Source organism: Bacillus pumilus, from assembly GCF_900186955.1.
Classification (GTDB): domain Bacteria; phylum Bacillota; class Bacilli; order Bacillales; family Bacillaceae; genus Bacillus; species Bacillus pumilus.
Genome location: NZ_LT906438.1, coordinates 2,893,526 through 2,909,502 on the forward strand (window position 1 = coordinate 2,893,526; position 15,977 = coordinate 2,909,502).

General features: G+C 43.7%; 30 protein-coding genes. 2 read left to right on the top strand and 28 right to left on the bottom strand.

The annotated features are described in order from the left end of the window. Positions 1-42: 42 nt before the first annotated feature. Positions 43-573 carry a hypothetical protein gene (locus CKW02_RS15160; RefSeq protein ID WP_003212758.1) on the bottom strand — a complete coding sequence of 177 codons (531 nt, stop codon included), beginning with the start codon at positions 571-573 and terminating at the stop codon, positions 43-45. A gap of 292 nt (positions 574-865) precedes the next feature. Continuing rightward, a complete protein-coding gene (locus CKW02_RS15165) occupies positions 866-2,032 on the bottom strand; it encodes an AimR family lysis-lysogeny pheromone receptor (protein WP_003213560.1) in 1,167 nt (388 codons plus the stop codon). A 101-nt stretch (positions 2,033-2,133) separates the two neighbouring features. Between CKW02_RS15165 and CKW02_RS20660 the strand changes: the two genes are divergently transcribed. Both CKW02_RS20660 and CKW02_RS20720 read left to right on the top strand, forming a co-directional pair. Then, complete coding sequence (locus CKW02_RS20660; RefSeq protein WP_034620100.1) at positions 2,134-2,340, top strand: helix-turn-helix domain-containing protein; 207 nt, start codon at positions 2,134-2,136, stop codon at positions 2,338-2,340. 66 nt (positions 2,341-2,406) lie between these two features. After that, entirely contained in the window at positions 2,407-2,649 is a 243-nt protein-coding gene (locus tag CKW02_RS20720; RefSeq protein WP_080550300.1) for a helix-turn-helix domain-containing protein, read from the top strand. Here the strand turns inward: CKW02_RS20720 and CKW02_RS15180 are convergent. The 26 genes from CKW02_RS15180 to CKW02_RS15305 all read right to left on the bottom strand — a co-directional run bounded on the left by CKW02_RS15180 (position 2,646) and on the right by CKW02_RS15305 (position 15,974). After that, on the bottom strand, positions 2,646-3,647 hold the full coding sequence (locus tag CKW02_RS15180; protein WP_003213747.1) for a toprim domain-containing protein: 1,002 nt from the start codon (positions 3,645-3,647) through the stop codon (positions 2,646-2,648). The two genes, CKW02_RS20720 and CKW02_RS15180, sit on opposite strands and share 4 nt — an antisense overlap. Positions 3,648-3,769: 122 nt before the next feature. Continuing rightward, a complete protein-coding gene (locus CKW02_RS15185) occupies positions 3,770-5,161 on the bottom strand; it encodes a DnaB-like helicase C-terminal domain-containing protein (RefSeq protein WP_003213339.1) in 1,392 nt (463 codons plus the stop codon). After that, positions 5,158-5,790, bottom strand: coding sequence for a hypothetical protein (locus CKW02_RS15190; RefSeq protein ID WP_003212876.1), 633 nt, complete (start codon positions 5,788-5,790; stop codon positions 5,158-5,160). Before CKW02_RS15190 ends, CKW02_RS15185 begins: the two co-directional genes overlap by 4 nt. Beyond that, positions 5,791-6,552, bottom strand: a complete 762-nt coding sequence (locus CKW02_RS15195) for an ATP-binding protein (protein WP_003213054.1) — start codon at positions 6,550-6,552, stop codon at positions 5,791-5,793. Next, positions 6,542-6,739, bottom strand: coding sequence for a hypothetical protein (locus CKW02_RS15200; protein ID WP_003212744.1), 198 nt, complete (start codon positions 6,737-6,739; stop codon positions 6,542-6,544). The genes CKW02_RS15195 and CKW02_RS15200 overlap by 11 nt, the downstream gene beginning before the upstream one ends. Before the next feature lie 97 nt (positions 6,740-6,836). Next, positions 6,837-7,049 (bottom strand): hypothetical protein, encoded by a 213-nt coding sequence (locus tag CKW02_RS15205; protein ID WP_003212830.1) that lies wholly within the window; start codon positions 7,047-7,049, stop codon positions 6,837-6,839. Further along, the gene (locus CKW02_RS15210; protein WP_003213621.1) at positions 7,046-7,870 is read right to left on the bottom strand and encodes a hypothetical protein; all 825 of its coding nucleotides are present in this window, start codon (positions 7,868-7,870) and stop codon (positions 7,046-7,048) included. The genes CKW02_RS15205 and CKW02_RS15210 overlap by 4 nt, the downstream gene beginning before the upstream one ends. A gap of 1 nt (position 7,871) precedes the next feature. After that, positions 7,872-8,234, bottom strand: coding sequence for a hypothetical protein (locus CKW02_RS15215; RefSeq protein WP_003212754.1), 363 nt, complete (start codon positions 8,232-8,234; stop codon positions 7,872-7,874). Between the two features lie 12 nt (positions 8,235-8,246). Next, positions 8,247-8,444, bottom strand: coding sequence for a hypothetical protein (locus CKW02_RS15220; RefSeq protein ID WP_050782668.1), 198 nt, complete (start codon positions 8,442-8,444; stop codon positions 8,247-8,249). Beyond that, positions 8,444-8,785, bottom strand: a complete 342-nt coding sequence (locus CKW02_RS15225; RefSeq protein WP_003213512.1) for a hypothetical protein — start codon at positions 8,783-8,785, stop codon at positions 8,444-8,446. The genes CKW02_RS15220 and CKW02_RS15225 overlap by 1 nt, the downstream gene beginning before the upstream one ends. Then, complete coding sequence (locus CKW02_RS15230; RefSeq protein ID WP_003213069.1) at positions 8,782-9,009, bottom strand: hypothetical protein; 228 nt, start codon at positions 9,007-9,009, stop codon at positions 8,782-8,784. Before CKW02_RS15230 ends, CKW02_RS15225 begins: the two co-directional genes overlap by 4 nt. Before the next feature lie 23 nt (positions 9,010-9,032). Continuing rightward, the gene (locus CKW02_RS15235) at positions 9,033-9,368 is read right to left on the bottom strand and encodes a hypothetical protein (protein ID WP_034620101.1); all 336 of its coding nucleotides are present in this window, start codon (positions 9,366-9,368) and stop codon (positions 9,033-9,035) included. Beyond that, positions 9,358-9,582, bottom strand: coding sequence for a hypothetical protein (locus tag CKW02_RS20195; RefSeq protein WP_003213150.1), 225 nt, complete (start codon positions 9,580-9,582; stop codon positions 9,358-9,360). The genes CKW02_RS15235 and CKW02_RS20195 overlap by 11 nt, the downstream gene beginning before the upstream one ends. A 388-nt stretch (positions 9,583-9,970) precedes the next feature. Then, positions 9,971-10,387 (bottom strand): helix-turn-helix domain-containing protein, encoded by a 417-nt coding sequence (locus tag CKW02_RS15245; protein ID WP_034620103.1) that lies wholly within the window; start codon positions 10,385-10,387, stop codon positions 9,971-9,973. 378 nt (positions 10,388-10,765) lie between these two features. After that, the gene (locus tag CKW02_RS15250) at positions 10,766-10,954 is read right to left on the bottom strand and encodes a hypothetical protein (protein WP_003212805.1); all 189 of its coding nucleotides are present in this window, start codon (positions 10,952-10,954) and stop codon (positions 10,766-10,768) included. Positions 10,955-11,068: 114 nt separating this feature from the next. Beyond that, the gene (locus tag CKW02_RS15255; protein ID WP_003213521.1) at positions 11,069-11,872 is read right to left on the bottom strand and encodes a peptidoglycan recognition protein family protein; all 804 of its coding nucleotides are present in this window, start codon (positions 11,870-11,872) and stop codon (positions 11,069-11,071) included. A 19-nt stretch (positions 11,873-11,891) separates the two neighbouring features. Further along, complete coding sequence (locus tag CKW02_RS15260) at positions 11,892-12,155, bottom strand: phage holin (protein WP_003212734.1); 264 nt, start codon at positions 12,153-12,155, stop codon at positions 11,892-11,894. Between the two features lie 11 nt (positions 12,156-12,166). Continuing rightward, positions 12,167-12,379, bottom strand: a complete 213-nt coding sequence (locus CKW02_RS15265) for a BhlA/UviB family holin-like peptide (RefSeq protein WP_003213245.1) — start codon at positions 12,377-12,379, stop codon at positions 12,167-12,169. A 36-nt stretch (positions 12,380-12,415) separates the two neighbouring features. Further along, positions 12,416-12,559 carry an XkdX family protein gene (locus CKW02_RS15270; protein ID WP_003213390.1) on the bottom strand — a complete coding sequence of 48 codons (144 nt, stop codon included), beginning with the start codon at positions 12,557-12,559 and terminating at the stop codon, positions 12,416-12,418. Next, positions 12,556-12,753, bottom strand: coding sequence for a hypothetical protein (locus tag CKW02_RS15275; RefSeq protein WP_003213377.1), 198 nt, complete (start codon positions 12,751-12,753; stop codon positions 12,556-12,558). Before CKW02_RS15275 ends, CKW02_RS15270 begins: the two co-directional genes overlap by 4 nt. Next, positions 12,737-13,021, bottom strand: a complete 285-nt coding sequence (locus CKW02_RS15280) for a hypothetical protein (RefSeq protein WP_003213444.1) — start codon at positions 13,019-13,021, stop codon at positions 12,737-12,739. The genes CKW02_RS15275 and CKW02_RS15280 overlap by 17 nt, the downstream gene beginning before the upstream one ends. 29 nt (positions 13,022-13,050) lie before the next feature. Next, on the bottom strand, positions 13,051-14,181 hold the full coding sequence (locus CKW02_RS15285; protein WP_095117866.1) for a pyocin knob domain-containing protein: 1,131 nt from the start codon (positions 14,179-14,181) through the stop codon (positions 13,051-13,053). A gap of 7 nt (positions 14,182-14,188) precedes the next feature. Further along, a complete protein-coding gene (locus CKW02_RS15290) occupies positions 14,189-14,362 on the bottom strand; it encodes a hypothetical protein (protein ID WP_003212881.1) in 174 nt (57 codons plus the stop codon). Continuing rightward, positions 14,359-14,688, bottom strand: coding sequence for an XkdW family protein (locus CKW02_RS15295; RefSeq protein WP_003213655.1), 330 nt, complete (start codon positions 14,686-14,688; stop codon positions 14,359-14,361). The genes CKW02_RS15290 and CKW02_RS15295 overlap by 4 nt, the downstream gene beginning before the upstream one ends. A 9-nt stretch (positions 14,689-14,697) precedes the next feature. Then, on the bottom strand, positions 14,698-15,576 hold the full coding sequence (locus tag CKW02_RS15300; protein WP_003213185.1) for a hypothetical protein: 879 nt from the start codon (positions 15,574-15,576) through the stop codon (positions 14,698-14,700). A 14-nt stretch (positions 15,577-15,590) separates the two neighbouring features. Then, positions 15,591-15,974, bottom strand: coding sequence for a phage tail-collar fiber domain-containing protein (locus CKW02_RS15305; RefSeq protein ID WP_003212666.1), 384 nt, complete (start codon positions 15,972-15,974; stop codon positions 15,591-15,593). Between the last annotated feature and the right edge of the window lie 3 nt (positions 15,975-15,977).

Sequence of the window (15,977 nt, forward strand, 5' to 3'; positions counted from 1 at the left end):
TCATTAAAATACGTAGCGAAGCCCTCGTGCCTAGATACGTGATTATGCTGTTAGTTCGCGCTGGCAGTGTAAACGGAAACGTCGGATGAACTTGCGATGTGCTTCGAAATTTCCTCCTAAACGTTGCGTCAACAACGTGGAGATTTCGGTCATATTCGTACATCCTTCGCTCCAACATCTAAGTATTAATTCTTTGCGAAGATCGCCTTGCGTCAACAGGGCGGTCTTTTCTTTTAGTAAAACTTCGCCTTCGACGTCCGTCAAAACGTCTTGAGGCTCCCACGAGACATTACCATCATCTCGCATTCCTTCTATAGATAAAGCCGCTTCTTTTCGTGAAGCCTTCAGATACTTATTTCGTTCCCTTACGATAATGCGCTGGATCAACGCTTTCTTATCACGACCATTCCCTTCATAGCGCTCCAACCAGTAGCCTATCGAGTTTAAGCACCGCTGCTCGAACGATGTTTGGTCGGGAACTAAGTGTGCGATTCGTTGCGATTCTCTTTGTACATACGGAATCGCTCCGTAATCTGCGGCCATCTGAAGTCTATTAAATTTTTCTTTATTCAAGTTTTTCTCCTCCCGTCCCTTACACTTATACAGTCGCATATGGTCTGTTAGAATCGGGACATTTGATATAAAGTTTTTTATATTTTTTCTTCCATGTCCATATATTAGCATCTAGGGAGGAGAAGTTTGTGGTTTTTGGATAATCTTAGTTTTTTAGACTTTTCCGAAAAATATCATAAAAAAAGACAAAAGAAAAAGGCCAGTTGGCCCGTTCTTTTATCCACCTACTTTTATTGCGCTTGTCTGTATTGGTGTATTTTCATCCGCTAAATCTTTTGTGGATCCTTCGGTATTAAGAAGCGAAAGAACTAATGCCCCTAAAACAAAACCCGTTAATAAAATCTTTTTCATAAACAACAGCTCCCTTAGTTTTTAATTTAATCGACTTCAAAGCATTAACCTGATCGGGGTCTACTCCAACAATACGTAGGGTTTCCGCTGCGAGTGATGCGAAGAAGAAGTTCATCTCTTTGTGGAAATGGCTAAATGCTCTATATATATCGCCCAATTCCCTCCCCTTAACGTAGTTAAAGTATACTATAAAATCCTCATCACCTCCTAGAAGTAATCTGTCTGTAAATTTAGTTATATCCGGTAAATTTCCGCCGCTAAGGAAATCAAAAAGTGTCTTCACGAAATTTAAGTTATTCGTCGCTTCGGAAATTAAAACATCTTCTTTTGTCATTTTTGCGTAATCGACACTCTTTATTAAAAAATCAATACACGAACCCTTATCTTCATATAAGTTACACATACCTAAATAATAATAACCGTCGGATATATGCTTGTAGTTGAGTTCGGTTTCAACAAGCACATTTGCGTGTTCGCGACATAACTCTAAATCATTTAAATGTAAATATGCCGGAGCTAACAATTCCGATAAACGATAAGAAAATGATTCTCTGAAAAATGCTCTTCTTTTTCCGATATTTTTTATAGAGTCATTTATCTCATTAGCTACCCTTGCCATTCCCAAAAAGTCTCCTTCATAGTATAAAGAAACGCAGATGTATATATCTCTTAACACTGCGAGATCTTTAGAACTCGATACTTTTTGTTTTTTTACATTTTGGCACAATTCATTAAATTTAATTCTATCAGTCATGAAGTTCAACAAGAGGCTGTACATCTCGACGAATTGCTTAATTCCCGGCTCTTCTTTACTTTTTTCAAGAAGCATCCCAAGTAACTCTGAATCTCTTTTTAATGCAGCGTACTCAAAAGCTTGTTTAATCCACTCAGGAGATTCGATTTTCATACACCATTCACGCATTGTTTCGTGGTATTGTTCTTTGTAGAAGAACTTTGAAAGTGTTACTAAGTGCTTGAAGCCAATGGACCCGCTGTCGGAAAACTCGTATAATACATCTTGGTTAATTCCGGTTTTTGTGGAAATACATGCTATACTTAAGTCGTGTTTTTCTCTGAGGTTGATAAAATCATCTTTAATTGACCGCATAATACACACCCCTTATAGACTTACGCCTTCTCTCTGTTTATACTATAACATAAATGCACACTTTTGTGTGCGGTAATTTAAGGAAAAAAGGAGATTTTTTTATGATTAGCTACGAACCGCTTAGGACTTACTTGGATGAAAGAGGGTTAACAACCGGAATTTTAAGAGATAAAGTAATACATCGGAACCTTGTAACGAAGATTAACGAGGACAAGCCCGTTAGCTTATCGACTATCGAAGCTATTTGCCTCGAATTGGATGTGCCTATCGAAAAGGTTGTCCGTATTCTTCCAAATCCGCCCGAATGACGATGGAATCGGCGCGGTTATGTGGTATAATTTCCTTCGTAAAGCGCGTCATTTTGCTTTGCGGAGGTGTTTATCTCGCAGTATTCGGTCGTAGATTGCCGGATAAAGGAACTGTGTTATAAACGTGGTTATACGCTTATCCAACTCGCAGAAATGGTCGGAATATCTAATACGCAGCTTTCCGATTATATTTCGCTCAGAAACGTCCCTAACGTTGAAATGGCATATTCTATTGCGCGTTGCCTCGACTGCCCGGTCGAAGCATTATATAATTGGCGTCCTTTATCCGGTAGCAACACGGAGGGTTAAGACAACCTCCGCCGACCGAAAGTTCGGATATTCCCGAACCTCACGTTAATACTTACCGCCTCCGCACGACTAACAACTCGCTTAAGAGCGCCCTCACCTTTCGCCATCAATAATTCATTCGCATCTTTGTACCCTTCCGTTATATAACCGTGCGCAAGCCTGACTTTGCCGCGCATCTTTAGCTCGACCTCCTTCCGAAGTTTTTTACCGGCTTCGTCATTGTCCGTTATTACTATTAAATATTCGATTGACGACTGCGCAATTATGTCCGCCTTCTCTGCGGAAAATTTACTGCCGCCTGTCGCAATGCCGCAATAGCCTGCCGTACGCCACGAAAGCGCATCGATTTCAGCTTCGGCAAGCACCGCTGTTTTAGCGCGATCAGCATATACGGTTTCGATTCCGTAAATAAGTTCACGAATCGGCAAGCCGCCTTTTGCGTACCAAAACGCTTTATTGCGGGTCGATCGGTACTTCACGTTTGCCAGACGCTTGTTAGGCAACCGCCACGGAATCACGGCCGTTTTTCCGATCAAGCCTACGCCTGCTTCGCGCTGGACGTCTTCGCTTATTCCGCGGTTAGTTAAGTAAGCATTCGGGCCGATTTTAACGTCGGTCAGTAAACTTTCGGCTAATGGCCGTCTAGGCTCAACGATTTTTAAACGCGGAATGCGGAGTTTTAGGCGTTCTTCGCCTTCGCTAGTACCATAAGTCTCGGTTAGATATAAAGCCGTCTCTTCCTCGGTTTCTTCACGCAAGAATGCGAGCAGTTTAATGAATCCGCCACGTTCGCCCGTGCCGCTGTCTCCGAAATATCCGGCCTTGGCTGTCGAGGTGTCTTCGTAATAAACATAAAAACTAGGAGTACGGTCATCGCGAAAAGGGCTTGCCGCCGTTAATCGGTCAGCGTGCCACGTAGGACGATCCCATTCAAAAAGTTCTAATTCTTCGCGTATGTCGACGTCCGTCGGGACGCCATTAATCGTAATGATCGACATGTATATACGACTCCTTTCGTTATATTACACTAAACCAATCGACATTGTAGTCGTAATTTGTCGAAAAAATTCAGAATTATTTAGTGTAATTGTTGGTACGTATTACATTTAAAACCATATCGCTAGAAACCGTAGGCTTTTAACTCAATCTCTCCGGCTGCCACCTGCTTGATTAGCCCGACTTGCGGAAGATAGACGATCTCGACGACTTCATCCTCTCCTCCGTCACGTCCTTTATTTACGCCGATCAAACCGCGTCCTTCCTTTGCATTCGTATCAACCGGTATCAGCACCGCCGCATCTTCCAGTAAAGCCGACGTTTTCTTTACGTCCTTACGCTTCGGCAACTTAATTTCGCGATTACCGGCTTCGTCTTCGGTTGCGTCATCTTCTCCGGCTTGTGTGATAGCGAAAATGACAACGTCCATTGTCCCGGCTAAACGGCGCATCTTCTTCGATGTATCGGCGGCTGCCCCGCCCGTCGTCTTATTCGAGTTGGACTCGTAATCTAAGTAATAAAACGGGTCGACCATCACGACGTCCGCTTTCGTTTGCTCAATGTCCGCTTTAAGGTCTTTTAGCGAACGAGAATCGAAGTCTTTGTCGTCAACTGCACGCACTGTAATAGAACCGTCGATAATCGTATTTAACGTCTCGATAAAGTCCATAAAGGCCGCCTCGAATTCCTCCGATAACTTGCCCTGGCGAACTGACCTCGAATCAAATCCGGCCTCCATTTGCTGACCGTCAATTTCGGTTAAAGCGACGCCCTGATCCCCGGAAAGTGAAACGTAGATGCGAACGAGAACTTCGAACCAGCCCATCTCCATCGACCATATGAGCGTATTTGCGCCTTGAATTGCGCAGTGAATGACTTCTTCCAGCGTAATCGCCGACTTGCCGCGTCCCGATTTTCCGTAGACAACGTACATGTTCGAACTGACATAGCCGCCGATTGCCGTATTAAGCGCCGGAAACTTGCTGTTCCAAATACGAAATGACTCGCCGGACTTCCGTTTTTCATATTCGGCACGAAATTTATCGACGTCTGTCACGACGTTTGTTCCTACTGTTTTACGAACGCTTGTTCTCATTATACTCTGTTCCGCGACGGTTTTCAACCAATCAAATAACTCCTGCGGATTTCCACTTTCCTGCGCGCGGTTGAACCGTTGAACAAAGTCTGAGTCCGCCGTCTTGACACCGTTCGCTCCGTATTTATCATTAAATTTCGAAGCGAAATCGTTCATCACCGCAGCTTCCTTCGCCTTCTTCGCTAAGTATTCAAAGGTCGCGTCAATACTAAATTCCGGCTGGAATGTCGGCACTTCGGTCGCTACCATTTCGGCGGTCGGCGCTTGGTTTCCGTGCTTTTCCGCATATGCGCTGATGTATTCGAAGGCTGCCCGTTCGCCATCCGTTTGAAAATCTTTGCGCGTTAAGCCGTAGCGCAATAAGGCCGACGGGTCGTTCGCTTCGATTACTTTCGATAAAAGACTAGTTCCGAAACTCATCGGCGTTCAGCTCCCTCGACTGTCAATCGCGCCATAGTTTCGTCCATTTTCGCCTTAAACGTCAATTCACCCGTCTTTTCATATTGCGCTTTATACCAGTTGTAGATGTCGAGCAAATTATCGGTTTGTTCCGTTGCATCTTTACGTTCCTGTTTACGCTTTTGTACTCGGCTCATTATCGGCTGCTCTTTTGCCGCCATTTCCTCCGCCTCCGTTTCGTAGTTTATTAGATAAACAGTACTTCTAGCCGGCGGATAGTCTTCGAGGTTGAAGTCCACCAAGAAATCCTCCGCAACAAGCGCGTTAGCTAACAACGTCATGTCCGCCTCGAACGCTTCTAGCCACTCGCCGTTAATCGCGTCGTACAGGTCGTATTCTATGAAGTTAAAGACGGCCTCTTTCGACGTTTCCTCGATGTACCGCGCGCAGTCAATGTAAAAGACGCGTCCTTCGTAGCCGCCGACCGAAACTAGATCGCCAGTTTTATAGGCCGGCGTGTGGTCCGCAAATTCTAGCGCATCGAGTTTATCGAAGATGGCGAGTTTTGCTGCGCCTTCTCCGTTAGCCAACGAATCCGCAACGAGCAGGTCGCGTAGGTACTGAATTTCCGTCAATGATAAGCCGCTCATTTACAGCCGCCTCCTTTTTGATCCGCCCGCAAAGACGATTTCTCTGCACTGGTCGGCGATCCGGTCCGCCAGTCGAGCTTCTCCGAACACTTCCGGCAGGTCTGCCATTTTAATGTTCGACGTATAAACGGTCGGCATTCGGTTAGTCACGCGATAGTTGATTATCGTATGCAAATCGCCGCGAAATCCTTCCGTTACGTCTCTCATGCCTATTTCGTCCAGCACTGCGAAAGGTGCCCGTTTTGCCGCTTCTAGCGCCTCGTAATATCTTTTAGCCGCCGGCTCTGCGATTGAGTCCGGAACTCGCGGTCTATTAAACTCGTTGTATTCGTTCTGCCACGCGTTGACGTCGAGGAAATACGCCGGTCGCTGGTCGGGCTGAACGCCCCGTTTTAAGGCGCCAATGTAATGGACCGTTAAATATTCGTTTAACAGAGCTGCCGCCGTCGTCGTTTTACCGGTGCCTGATTTCGCGCTGTATAAATATAGCGATTTAATACGTTCAGCATCAGCATCGAATTGGCGGTCGAACGTCTGCGCATATACATCGGCCGCCTTGTAAGCTCCGGATTGGTCGGCACGTGCCGGCGAATTCTTAAGCGTCACTAGCCGATAGTCTTCCGCCAATCCAGCCGCGCCCGACCGTCCGCCTCCGCCATCTAAACCGTGCAAGCCGAGGTATAATTCGCAGTGTTTCGTACAATTAACGCCGCCAGCTTGGGCGCATTTGCTTGCGAGTAGGCATCGTGATTCATTCGTCATTCATAGCCGCCTCCTTTCGGTCAATTCGTTTCCGTAAAGTTCGTTCGTGTTTTGAGCGCATCTTTTTATCTTCGCCCTTAACGCGTTGTTCATTGAAGTTCGCTTTCCAACCGCCACCGGTATAATACCAATCGACGCCGCCATAGCTCTTTCTTCCACCTGTTTTAAGCCATCGATGAAGCGTCAATCGAGCGCCTCCTTTGCGTTAAATTTCCGATAACAACCTTCGCAAAGTTAGCCCACTTACCCGCGTCAATCATCCGTTTACCTCCGTCCTTGAATCGTCAGTTTTTAGGAAAGAATAGATGCGGAACGATGTACGGTTCTTTTCCGTCGCCGCTATCCGACACCGACATGATCATGTTTTTTATTCGATGATGCTTCGGAATCTCATGAAATAGCGCATCATAGCCGTTTAACTCTTCCGAAATCTCTATCGTTTCGTCGAGGTAGTACTTACCTCTCGTTCTGAAGTACGTTACATTCACCGTTTTCATTCGTCCTCACCCGCTCTCGAATCGTCAATGATTACAAGTTCGGCATTACTTATGAAATCAAATCCGTCGTCATAGTAATACGCTCCATCTTTAATGTTTTTTATTGTTTCTTCGTAGAACTCAACTCCGTTTGCTTGCCTTCCCCTAACAAAGTCACCCACACGTACTTCAGTCGGTTGTGGCGTATATAGATATTCCGCAGGCACTTCGAGACCTAGCGCACGTCTCAGCGCGATAGCCTTACCGATGTGTGCGTTGAAGCAATCGACAGGAGCGCATTTAGCGATTCCATAAAACGCTTTGCGACTATTCGGTACTTTAGCCGTAACTTCAACGGATCTGTTTTCCGCGTTAACACTGATCTCGATATTAAACGCCTTTGATAATCGATTACGCATTTTCAGCGTTTCGACGTCCTCCTTCGCCTTCTCGATGATCTCATCCCGTTTCTGTTGGTCGGACTTCTCATGCGTACCATGCGCCGCCTCAATTTCCGCATCGAAACGCCCTTGGTCGTAGCCTAGCTTATATGAACGTGTTCTGAGCGCCTTCATTGTGTCCTCGACTAGCGCGATTAATTCGTCATAGTCCATTTCGTCAAGGTTCGGGATTGGCGGGTGTTCTCCGATGATGACTTCGTACTCTTCGTGGTATATGATGCGCCCAATGTCATCATGTACCGCGTCGTCGCCACGTAATGAGCCCACACGGAGCACTGCTCCATTTTCATAGCGGGTCTCCATCACATTTACGTCCGTAATCAAAATATGCTCGCCTACGTTTGCTTTACGTTTCTCCGTCTTATAATTAGGTTGCGTCATATCAAAACATCTCCCCGTAGTTTATTTGCGACTGTTCCGCCGCCCTTTTATCGTCTTCTTCCGTCTGTTGAGCCGTCTTCTGCTTCGCAAGCAACGGCGGCAGGTGCCGGTCTCGCATATACGAAAACATAAAGCCGAAGTTGCAGCCGGGCCATTGAGCCGTCGGCTTCTTAGCCGCAAAGCAAGCGTCAATGAAGTCACGTACGATAACCGCCCCATATTCGTCGATCATCGTCTTTAGGTTCCGCGCTTCCATGCCGCGGTTGTTTGCGACGTATTTGATGCCGTAGACTTCGGGGTGGCGGTCGTGCAGATAAACGATGAAGTCGCGTGCCGTCCATTTTCCGATAGGCTTTTCGTTCATGAATATCGCCTCCTAATCTTCGATTGATTCCGTCTCTACGGTTATTCCGTTTATACGCTTCTCTGAATAATCGTGATCATTACCAGCTATATCAACGCTCCCATTATACGTATAGACGCTGTACGCAATTGATTTAACGCGCTGACCAAATTTCGATAAATCATTGTCAATAAGGCGCTTTATATCCGTAAGTACGTACGTCATTTTCATTACGCATTCACCCCTTCGATTTTGATGCCAAGATGGTCGAGCGTTTGTTTGATTCCGTTTGAAACGCCCGCCGTGTAATAATCGTCATCACTAAACGGCTTCGACCTTTCGTGTTTGGCGTAATTAGCTTCGTAGTAATCTCGTACCTTTTGTTCCGGCGACTTTGTGACTTCATATCCGTTGATTAACGCAGCCGCTAATGAAACGCGACTTAAATCGTTCAGTACTGCGCAATGCCTGACATATACGCCAAAGTGACTCAAAATATATTCGTCATCCCTACCGAGTCCTCTTAAATATGATATAGCCTTCGCCTGCTCTTTCGTGATTTCCGGCTTCATTTTAACGCCTCCTTCATTCGGTTTAATACGAATCTAACGTAATCCTTAACGTGCTCCGGCGAACCGATCGCGAGTAAATGTTCGGTCGCATTCCGGTCATCAAATTCCTCCGGCATCATATCTCGTATACGAGCGAGGTGATCTACGTATTTTTCATTCTCCGCAATCAGCGCCGCCATTGCCTGACGTAATTCTGCGATTTCTTGATCCTTCGTTTTAGCCACGATTTAACCGCCTCCTAGCCGTTTTATTTGACCGTAGTAGTAGCGCCCTCGATCGTCAGTGCCTCCGCTAATTCCGTGCGAAATTCCCGTACCATTTGCGCGATCTCGGCGAGTGAAGTCGCATCCGACGTTTTGATCTGTCGGTTCATTACGTCTAGAACGGCGCGATCAACCGTAGGGTGATACGAAACTTCTCGCCAGCGTTCGACGGGCGTCGGGTCGGCGTCAGGGTTCTCGGCCAGTTTCTTCGCCCAGCCCGGCGCTTTGGTCGGGTCGGTGAAATAGCGCTCGTTGACGATGATATTGTGGGCGTCTGATGTAAGGCGGTAATCGGGTGATAACGGAATATTAATCGACATGATTATCGAACTCCTTTTCGTTAGATTCGACTAATTGCATTACGTCCGAAAAATACGGCTCATCACGATTAATAACTACGTAATCATTTACTGGACGTTTTCCTTGAATCGTCCTATTAAGCATAATTTCGACTTGCATGTCGTATAAATGACGCTTTTGTTCGTCTGTTGCGTACCGATCTATTTCGGATTTCTTTAAGACTACGTATGACATACGATCACTCCTTTCGTTTATTAGTCGCAATACTTTGTCGCTTAAATCAGCTACCTTTAATTTTACGCCGTCTTTAAATTGCGCCTGAGTGCTCGGGTGTAGTTCGGTAAGTGCTTCGTATATAGTAACGAGTTCATGTTTCGTAAACATAACGCACCTCTTTCCGTTTATTATTAAGACCGTAGCAATTCGTTCGCTTACGCTCACTCTTTGCAAATATCCTTTATCGCGATAGATATATCCTTTAAGTAATTATTTGCGCGAAAGGTTTTGATTGAGCGCTATTATTTATCTAGTTATTAATGGCTCTAGTTAAAAGATGGTTCTAGTTAGTGTAAAGCCGAGCCGTGTACGGGTCAGCCGTATATGGGTAGACGATACACGGCGTTTATAACTCCTCCGTATCTCCGTCAAATATTGCGAGCTGACTAATCGGAAGTATTGTATAGCGGGCATTCTCCCACCGCTGAGTCTTTCCTTCGCGTCCTTGTTTCTTAACGACGAGAGGACGTCCTTGCCAACGATAATCACATAACGCCTGTATCCGCTTATTTGCCGCAACTCGGCTTAAATTTAATACGGCCCCTATCTGTTCCTGCGTCGGGTAGCATTCGCCATTTGCGTCCATAAACGATGATAGTACGCAGAGAGTCTGCCAACGTTCGGGTCCGATATCCGCGATCAAGCCTTTCTTGACGGCATCGACGTACATCTTAACGAAGATACGCGTCTCGGACTTTCCGGACGTTAAGTTATATTCCGATTGTGTTTCTACGGAGACGAGCCGTTGGTGATCGTTTGTCACGCCAACACCTCCTTATTTTCGCTTTCATAAGTACAGTCGCATGTGGTCGGTCAAAATCGGGACATTCGCTTCAAACTTTTTTGAATTGGCCCATAAAACGCAAAAAACCCCCGCCTATTAAGACGAGGGTTCAGAGTAGCGCCGTATTTAGTTGCGGTGTAGCGTTCCTATGCGGTATAATGCGCTTAGAGACGATTGACTTATCGGTGACTTAACGTTGATATAGTTGACTTTACGGGTGACTTATCGGAGAAAAACAACGTAGAAATAACGACGTGGAAGCTGGCAGCGTAGAGGTCAGCGGTTCGATCCCGCTATGCTCCATAACGAAAAACCATTCTTGAGAAATCAAGGATGGTTTTTTTATGTATTTATTTCTTACAGCTCTGTTTGTTCTTTGTTTTTTCTTAAGCCTAATATCTTTAAGATGCGGTACGCGATCACAGAGACATAAGCCGTGATGAGAATGATTGTGTAAGACACAGGATAATCACTCGTCATTCCGTGATAAAAGAAATAGATGAGCAGCACTGACAGCATGATGACTTGGAACAGTTCCTTTTTCATTTTACTCTCCCCTCATGATAGTGATTCGGTCGATTATATCACAAATGATGTCATTTTTTGTTAGCTATCAGCAAGGGGAAATCCATTCACCTGCTGATAGCACTTTATGAATGATCACTTTTTCAGCAATCGTTCGATTTTGTTCTTCGTCTTCGGACCGTATATCCCATCTGCCGCTAGACCATTCATAAGCTGGAACCGCTTGACCGCATTCGCTGTTTTTGATCCATAATAGCCATCAATCCCGTTGTTTTTTGCCCCTTTATCTGGGTAGAAATAGAGGGAGGATAAGGCTTTTTGCACAGCTATGACTTGTGGTCCTTTTGTTAAGGGCTTGGTTATTTTTAAGATGCCCGATGGCAGATTTGACGATTTCTGTTTGGTAACTGGTGCTTTGTGACTCAAGCTCTCTGTTCGAACTGGCTTTCTTGTGCTTTTGCTGCCGGTACGAGCTGTGGCTATTCCAGCTTTAAATTGATCCCACCGTCCGAGCAATTTCCTTGGACATTCTTTCCCGCTCCAATGTTTATGAGGGACTACATTTGATAAAGGAATTCCCAAATCGCCCATTAGCTTTCGAATGAGCCATTGGGCATTTTCGACTGCTTGTTCAAAGTTGCCGTCTGTATTTTCGCAAATTTCAATTCCGATTGATTTCATATTGCCATTGCCTCTGCCATCTCCTGTATGCCAGCCGTTCTCGTTTAACGGTAAATGCTGATAAATCACCTGATCGTCGACAGTGTAATGCCAGCTGACTCCGGTACTTGAACGTGCAACAAACGCAGCGTGACTCCCAGCATTTGCACCTTTTGCCGTGTTAGAGGTATTATGCACCGTAATATAGAGCGGCTTCATCGTATTTCCTGGTCTGTTGCGGTTGTGTTTTGGAATGTAGGCTTGAATGATATTGACCATATTGTTTCTCCTTCAACGATTATTTTGTTAGCCCTCTTTGTTTCAGGGTATCTTTTTGTAATTGACCTTTGTAGGTCACATAATTGTTTTTAAACCAAGCGATAATGGCTGTCACCATCGTAAAAATGGTGGAACCTGCTACATATAGTGCCTCACCAGCGGTTTGTACTTGCTCCTCACTAATCGGTAGCACCGTCTGTCCAAACATGACAAGTGTTTGATTGATGAGCGCAATAAAAAGAAGCACTGTGCGAATCACAGTGCCTTTGTCGAATGTTTTCATGATTTCTCCTCCTATTTTAAATTCCGTTCAATTTTGTCGAGTTTGTCGATCACAACATCATACTTCTCACTAAACTTTGCTAACACATCATTTTGCGCCTCGATTTGTTCATTGAGCTTGTTTTCTCTTTCCTTTGTTGTGTTTAATACATAAAACAGCACCCAACAGAACAACACCGCAAACGGCCCTTGTGTCATTAAGTTTTGAACAACATCTACTTCCATTGAAATCACCTTCTTTCCGGCAAAAAAATAAAGCCATTAGGCTTCGTATATTTCTCCAGTTATATTTTGATAGTCTTCTGTCGAGATCCAGCCAATGCTTACATAAAATGCAATGTCCTCTGGGCCGTAACACTGCCAGTCCCAGAATTGTTTGATATCTACAACAGTTGGAAACATCATTCTGAAGTCCCCCCTTTTTGCATAGCCAATAGCTGCGTTAATTGTTTTGATAACAAAGCATTTTGTTTCTTCAAAAGCTCTATATCACTTGGCGGGAGAGGGGCTGGTTTTAGGCTATCTATATACTCCTGTGTCGCTGATTCATACCCGTGTTGTTTTTCCACATCAAATGCAGCTTTATAAAAAGCAGGCACCTAACGATTTTATCCCGTTATAAATACTGCCGCCAGATGGGATATTGATCAACTGGGATCCGTTATCATTCGTCATTTTATATAGCTGAGATTGATTCCATTTCTGCTTTTCTGTTTTAGATGAATGAGATGTTACATCATTTTCGTGTTGATTGATATGATTTAATAGTTCAGCATCATTTTCAATAATAACCTTTACCATGTCATTAAACAGATCTGCATGAGCTGTATCACTTGTTTTGAAAGTACGCGGTGTCTTTATCTCCATGTGATTCTCCTTTCACATTGTTTATGGAATTATCTTGTACTGAACTTAAAACCAAATGTAATAAACTCAGTTGGATTAGCATTATTTGAAGATGATTGCACACATACATTCCCATTCTTATCTACTAAGGTTCGATGGAATTGAGGTACTCCAGGTGTCCCTATACTCGAAGCGATACCTACAAAATGGATTGCCTGCTGCGGCCGATATCCTTCAGGCAAAATAAACACTGGGTTATTTCCTAAAATCCCACCTTTTATAGCACCTACTATCTCAACTTCCCCCAAGAGATTCTTTCGATATTTCACTGGCAAATTAATAGGGTCATATCCCTTCCAATTGCCATTAATCTCTTTAGGTGTTTCCCATGAACCTTCTAATAGATCTGATAGCGTGATTTGCTTCTCCCACGGTGTCCATGATTGTGCATTGTGTCTAAGAACTCTAAAGTATGTGTTTTTTCCATAAACAGATTCGTATGCTATTTGCACCAATGTAGTGCCATAACTCATCACCAACAAAAACACTCGATCATAGGAAGGCGATGGACCGTTTACTCCAGTATTATATATAAGGTACATTCCTGTCTCGGTAAGAGTATTGTAGTCTGTCTCGCTAGCAAACCCATGATAAAATGGCTTTCCATTATCTTGAGTGATTTTTACTAATTGACCATTATCCCATCTATTTCTATCTCTTACCGTAGGCAGCTTTGTCCAAGTAATCGACATATGTCCGGCTTCGTAATAGAAAAAATAAGCATTACCTGAACTATCCATCGCAAAACCAGAGCCAATATTTTCTTGACCTACTGTCTGCAGCCCTCTGATTGAGACATTTGATGAAACTGGAGAATCCTCCACACCAGCAGCTGCATAAAAAGTACATGTTCCTTTATCTTTTATCGCATCAAATATTCTGCCGTCAGAAGATACATTAATCAGCTGTCTTCCACTATCTGCTGTGATCTTATAGTTCTGTGAATTATTCCATTTCTTCTTTTCTGTTTCAGATGCGTGTACTTTTGCATCATTTGTATGTTTTAAGAACTGTTCTATTAATCCATGATCATTTTCAAGAAGTACTTTGACCACGTCATTAAACAAATCAGCATGTGCTTTATCATTTACTTCAAAAGGTTTTGGTTCTTTTATTTCCATTCAGTTTTCACTCCCTTGCTTTGATGCTTGGTTCCATTTCTTGTAGCTGCTCTAGAGTGAGCATCCTTTGTTCATATCCTGTTTTTAAATCTTCCATTGAACAATCGCCTAGTTCCACCGCTTGTTTGACCAATTCAGGGGTCACCCATTTAAAATACAACGCCATCACCCAATAATTCATGATTCACGCTCTCCTTTATATAAAAGGATCTCATTTTTTAGCGCTTTTATTTCGTTTGTTAAATGATCACATTGATGTTCAAGCTGTTTTCTCATGAGCTTTTCTTTGGCTACTTCTTGTGCTAGATAATCTAGCGGAAGAGGTGGTTGATATCTTGGATTGATTTGAGATTCGTCCCACCATTCTTTCAATTCTTTTGCCGTTGGCTTTGGCACATCTAGATGCCACTCGTTAATGTAAGAACCGTCTCCGTCATTTCTAAGTTCAAAGTCCTTTTGCGGATCCGCATCGGGGTATTTATACTTAATGGCTTCATATAAAATCATAGAATCCTCCTATCCTCTCAGGAAATTTCTGCCGCCTACTTCTGTAATATCAAAATAGTTGTACCAGCCTGAATTTTCAGATACATAACGACTAACATCTCCGTCATATCCTGCATACATGTAAATTTCTAAATAATCCCCTTTATTAGCCGGTACATTCGCAGCACCATAAAGTCCCATACTAAAGCTCAACGTATCAGATGGGCTGGTCGGGCTCTGTCTTTGATGTGCAATATTTTTATACCTTTTTCCATTTAAATAGATCGATAATTCAAAGTTTGCGTATCGTTGAAAGGTTTCAATATAAACACCTGCATTCACTGAATACATTCCGTTTTCAGGGCAGATGAAGCGATTATTTTTGATATCAAAATTGTTATGACTGTCTTTTATCTTTCGATTAAAAAGGATTTTTTGATACTCACCTTTGGTTAATAACTGTTTTCCAGTTGTACCTATATTGGCATGACAGAATCCAGAGAGCTTATGCCAGTCGGTCCAACCAGATCCAGTCCACCAATGACGGCACCACGTACCTGTGCTATCAAAATAACTGCCCGCTTCGTTTCCAGTCCCATAGTAATATTGAACAAATCGAAAGTTACTATATTTTTCATTTTTCACAAAGCCAAATCTCGTAGGATATCCGGTATCATTCGCTTGTCCAATATCCATGAACGTAATGCCATTAGGATATTCCTCACCGCTGACTGATGCATCTTGAATGGCTTGATCGCCTGTTAGTTTAAATAAGCTTTCATTTGTGATTCCTTCTATTTGTAGCCTGAGCGCATTGTCATTCTCTACTAGAGTGTCGACCATCCGGTTAAATAAGTTGGCATGTGCTTTGTCAGAGGTTTCAAACGGTAAAGGTGATTTGATGTCCATTTCATTCCCCTCCATTAATAAATATCATCAATCTCAAAAACAAATTCGATGTCGCCGTCTTTTTGTTTGTCTGTCATGGTGCGGATGGCGGTGAATTTGCCGGCTTCGTCGACAAGTGCTAGTTCGTTGATGACTTCTCCTGCAAGTTCTCCTTCGGCGATCGTGCAGGTGTAGCGGATTTTTGCTGGTTCCATGAAGGTAAACGAATCAATCTCTTTTTGGACGAGTTCTTTTTTGAGTTTTTGTTCAGTGCCGTCTAGTGAGATCGGTTTCCCATCCTTCGTCCCACCATTTCCAAATGCCATTTTGACGACTTTTGTGAGTTTTGTTCCTTCGGCTCTTGCCTTTGCCATTTGTTGACGTGCATATAATGTTGTTACGGTTAATTGATCAGCCATTGT

Coding starts and splice junctions, on each gene's coding strand:
- CKW02_RS15235 (WP_034620101.1), bottom strand. CDS start 9,368: ATGTCGATTAATATTCCGTTATCACCCGATTACCGCCTTACATCAGAC.
- CKW02_RS15265 (WP_003213245.1), bottom strand. CDS start 12,379: ATGGAAGTAGATGTTGTTCAAAACTTAATGACACAAGGGCCGTTTGCG.
- CKW02_RS20660 (WP_034620100.1), top strand. CDS start 2,134: ATGATTAGCTACGAACCGCTTAGGACTTACTTGGATGAAAGAGGGTTA.
- CKW02_RS15195 (WP_003213054.1), bottom strand. CDS start 6,552: ATGACGAATGAATCACGATGCCTACTCGCAAGCAAATGCGCCCAAGCT.
- CKW02_RS15280 (WP_003213444.1), bottom strand. CDS start 13,021: ATGGAGATAAAGACACCGCGTACTTTCAAAACAAGTGATACAGCTCAT.
- CKW02_RS15260 (WP_003212734.1), bottom strand. CDS start 12,155: ATGAAAACATTCGACAAAGGCACTGTGATTCGCACAGTGCTTCTTTTT.
- CKW02_RS15300 (WP_003213185.1), bottom strand. CDS start 15,576: ATGGACATCAAATCACCTTTACCGTTTGAAACCTCTGACAAAGCACAT.
- CKW02_RS15250 (WP_003212805.1), bottom strand. CDS start 10,954: ATGAAAAAGGAACTGTTCCAAGTCATCATGCTGTCAGTGCTGCTCATC.
- CKW02_RS15190 (WP_003212876.1), bottom strand. CDS start 5,790: ATGAGCGGCTTATCATTGACGGAAATTCAGTACCTACGCGACCTGCTC.
- CKW02_RS15285 (WP_095117866.1), bottom strand. CDS start 14,181: ATGGAAATAAAAGAACCAAAACCTTTTGAAGTAAATGATAAAGCACAT.
- CKW02_RS15220 (WP_050782668.1), bottom strand. CDS start 8,444: ATGAAAATGACGTACGTACTTACGGATATAAAGCGCCTTATTGACAAT.
- CKW02_RS15290 (WP_003212881.1), bottom strand. CDS start 14,362: ATGAATTATTGGGTGATGGCGTTGTATTTTAAATGGGTGACCCCTGAA.
- CKW02_RS15205 (WP_003212830.1), bottom strand. CDS start 7,049: ATGAAAACGGTGAATGTAACGTACTTCAGAACGAGAGGTAAGTACTAC.
- CKW02_RS15295 (WP_003213655.1), bottom strand. CDS start 14,688: ATGATTTTATATGAAGCCATTAAGTATAAATACCCCGATGCGGATCCG.
- CKW02_RS15185 (WP_003213339.1), bottom strand. CDS start 5,161: ATGAGTTTCGGAACTAGTCTTTTATCGAAAGTAATCGAAGCGAACGAC.
- CKW02_RS15210 (WP_003213621.1), bottom strand. CDS start 7,870: ATGACGCAACCTAATTATAAGACGGAGAAACGTAAAGCAAACGTAGGC.
- CKW02_RS15180 (WP_003213747.1), bottom strand. CDS start 3,647: ATGTCGATCATTACGATTAATGGCGTCCCGACGGACGTCGACATACGC.
- CKW02_RS15165 (WP_003213560.1), bottom strand. CDS start 2,032: ATGCGGTCAATTAAAGATGATTTTATCAACCTCAGAGAAAAACACGAC.
- CKW02_RS15225 (WP_003213512.1), bottom strand. CDS start 8,785: ATGAAGCCGGAAATCACGAAAGAGCAGGCGAAGGCTATATCATATTTA.
- CKW02_RS15270 (WP_003213390.1), bottom strand. CDS start 12,559: ATGATGTTTCCAACTGTTGTAGATATCAAACAATTCTGGGACTGGCAG.
- CKW02_RS15255 (WP_003213521.1), bottom strand. CDS start 11,872: ATGGTCAATATCATTCAAGCCTACATTCCAAAACACAACCGCAACAGA.
- CKW02_RS15305 (WP_003212666.1), bottom strand. CDS start 15,974: ATGGCTGATCAATTAACCGTAACAACATTATATGCACGTCAACAAATG.
- CKW02_RS15215 (WP_003212754.1), bottom strand. CDS start 8,234: ATGAACGAAAAGCCTATCGGAAAATGGACGGCACGCGACTTCATCGTT.
- CKW02_RS20195 (WP_003213150.1), bottom strand. CDS start 9,582: ATGTCATACGTAGTCTTAAAGAAATCCGAAATAGATCGGTACGCAACA.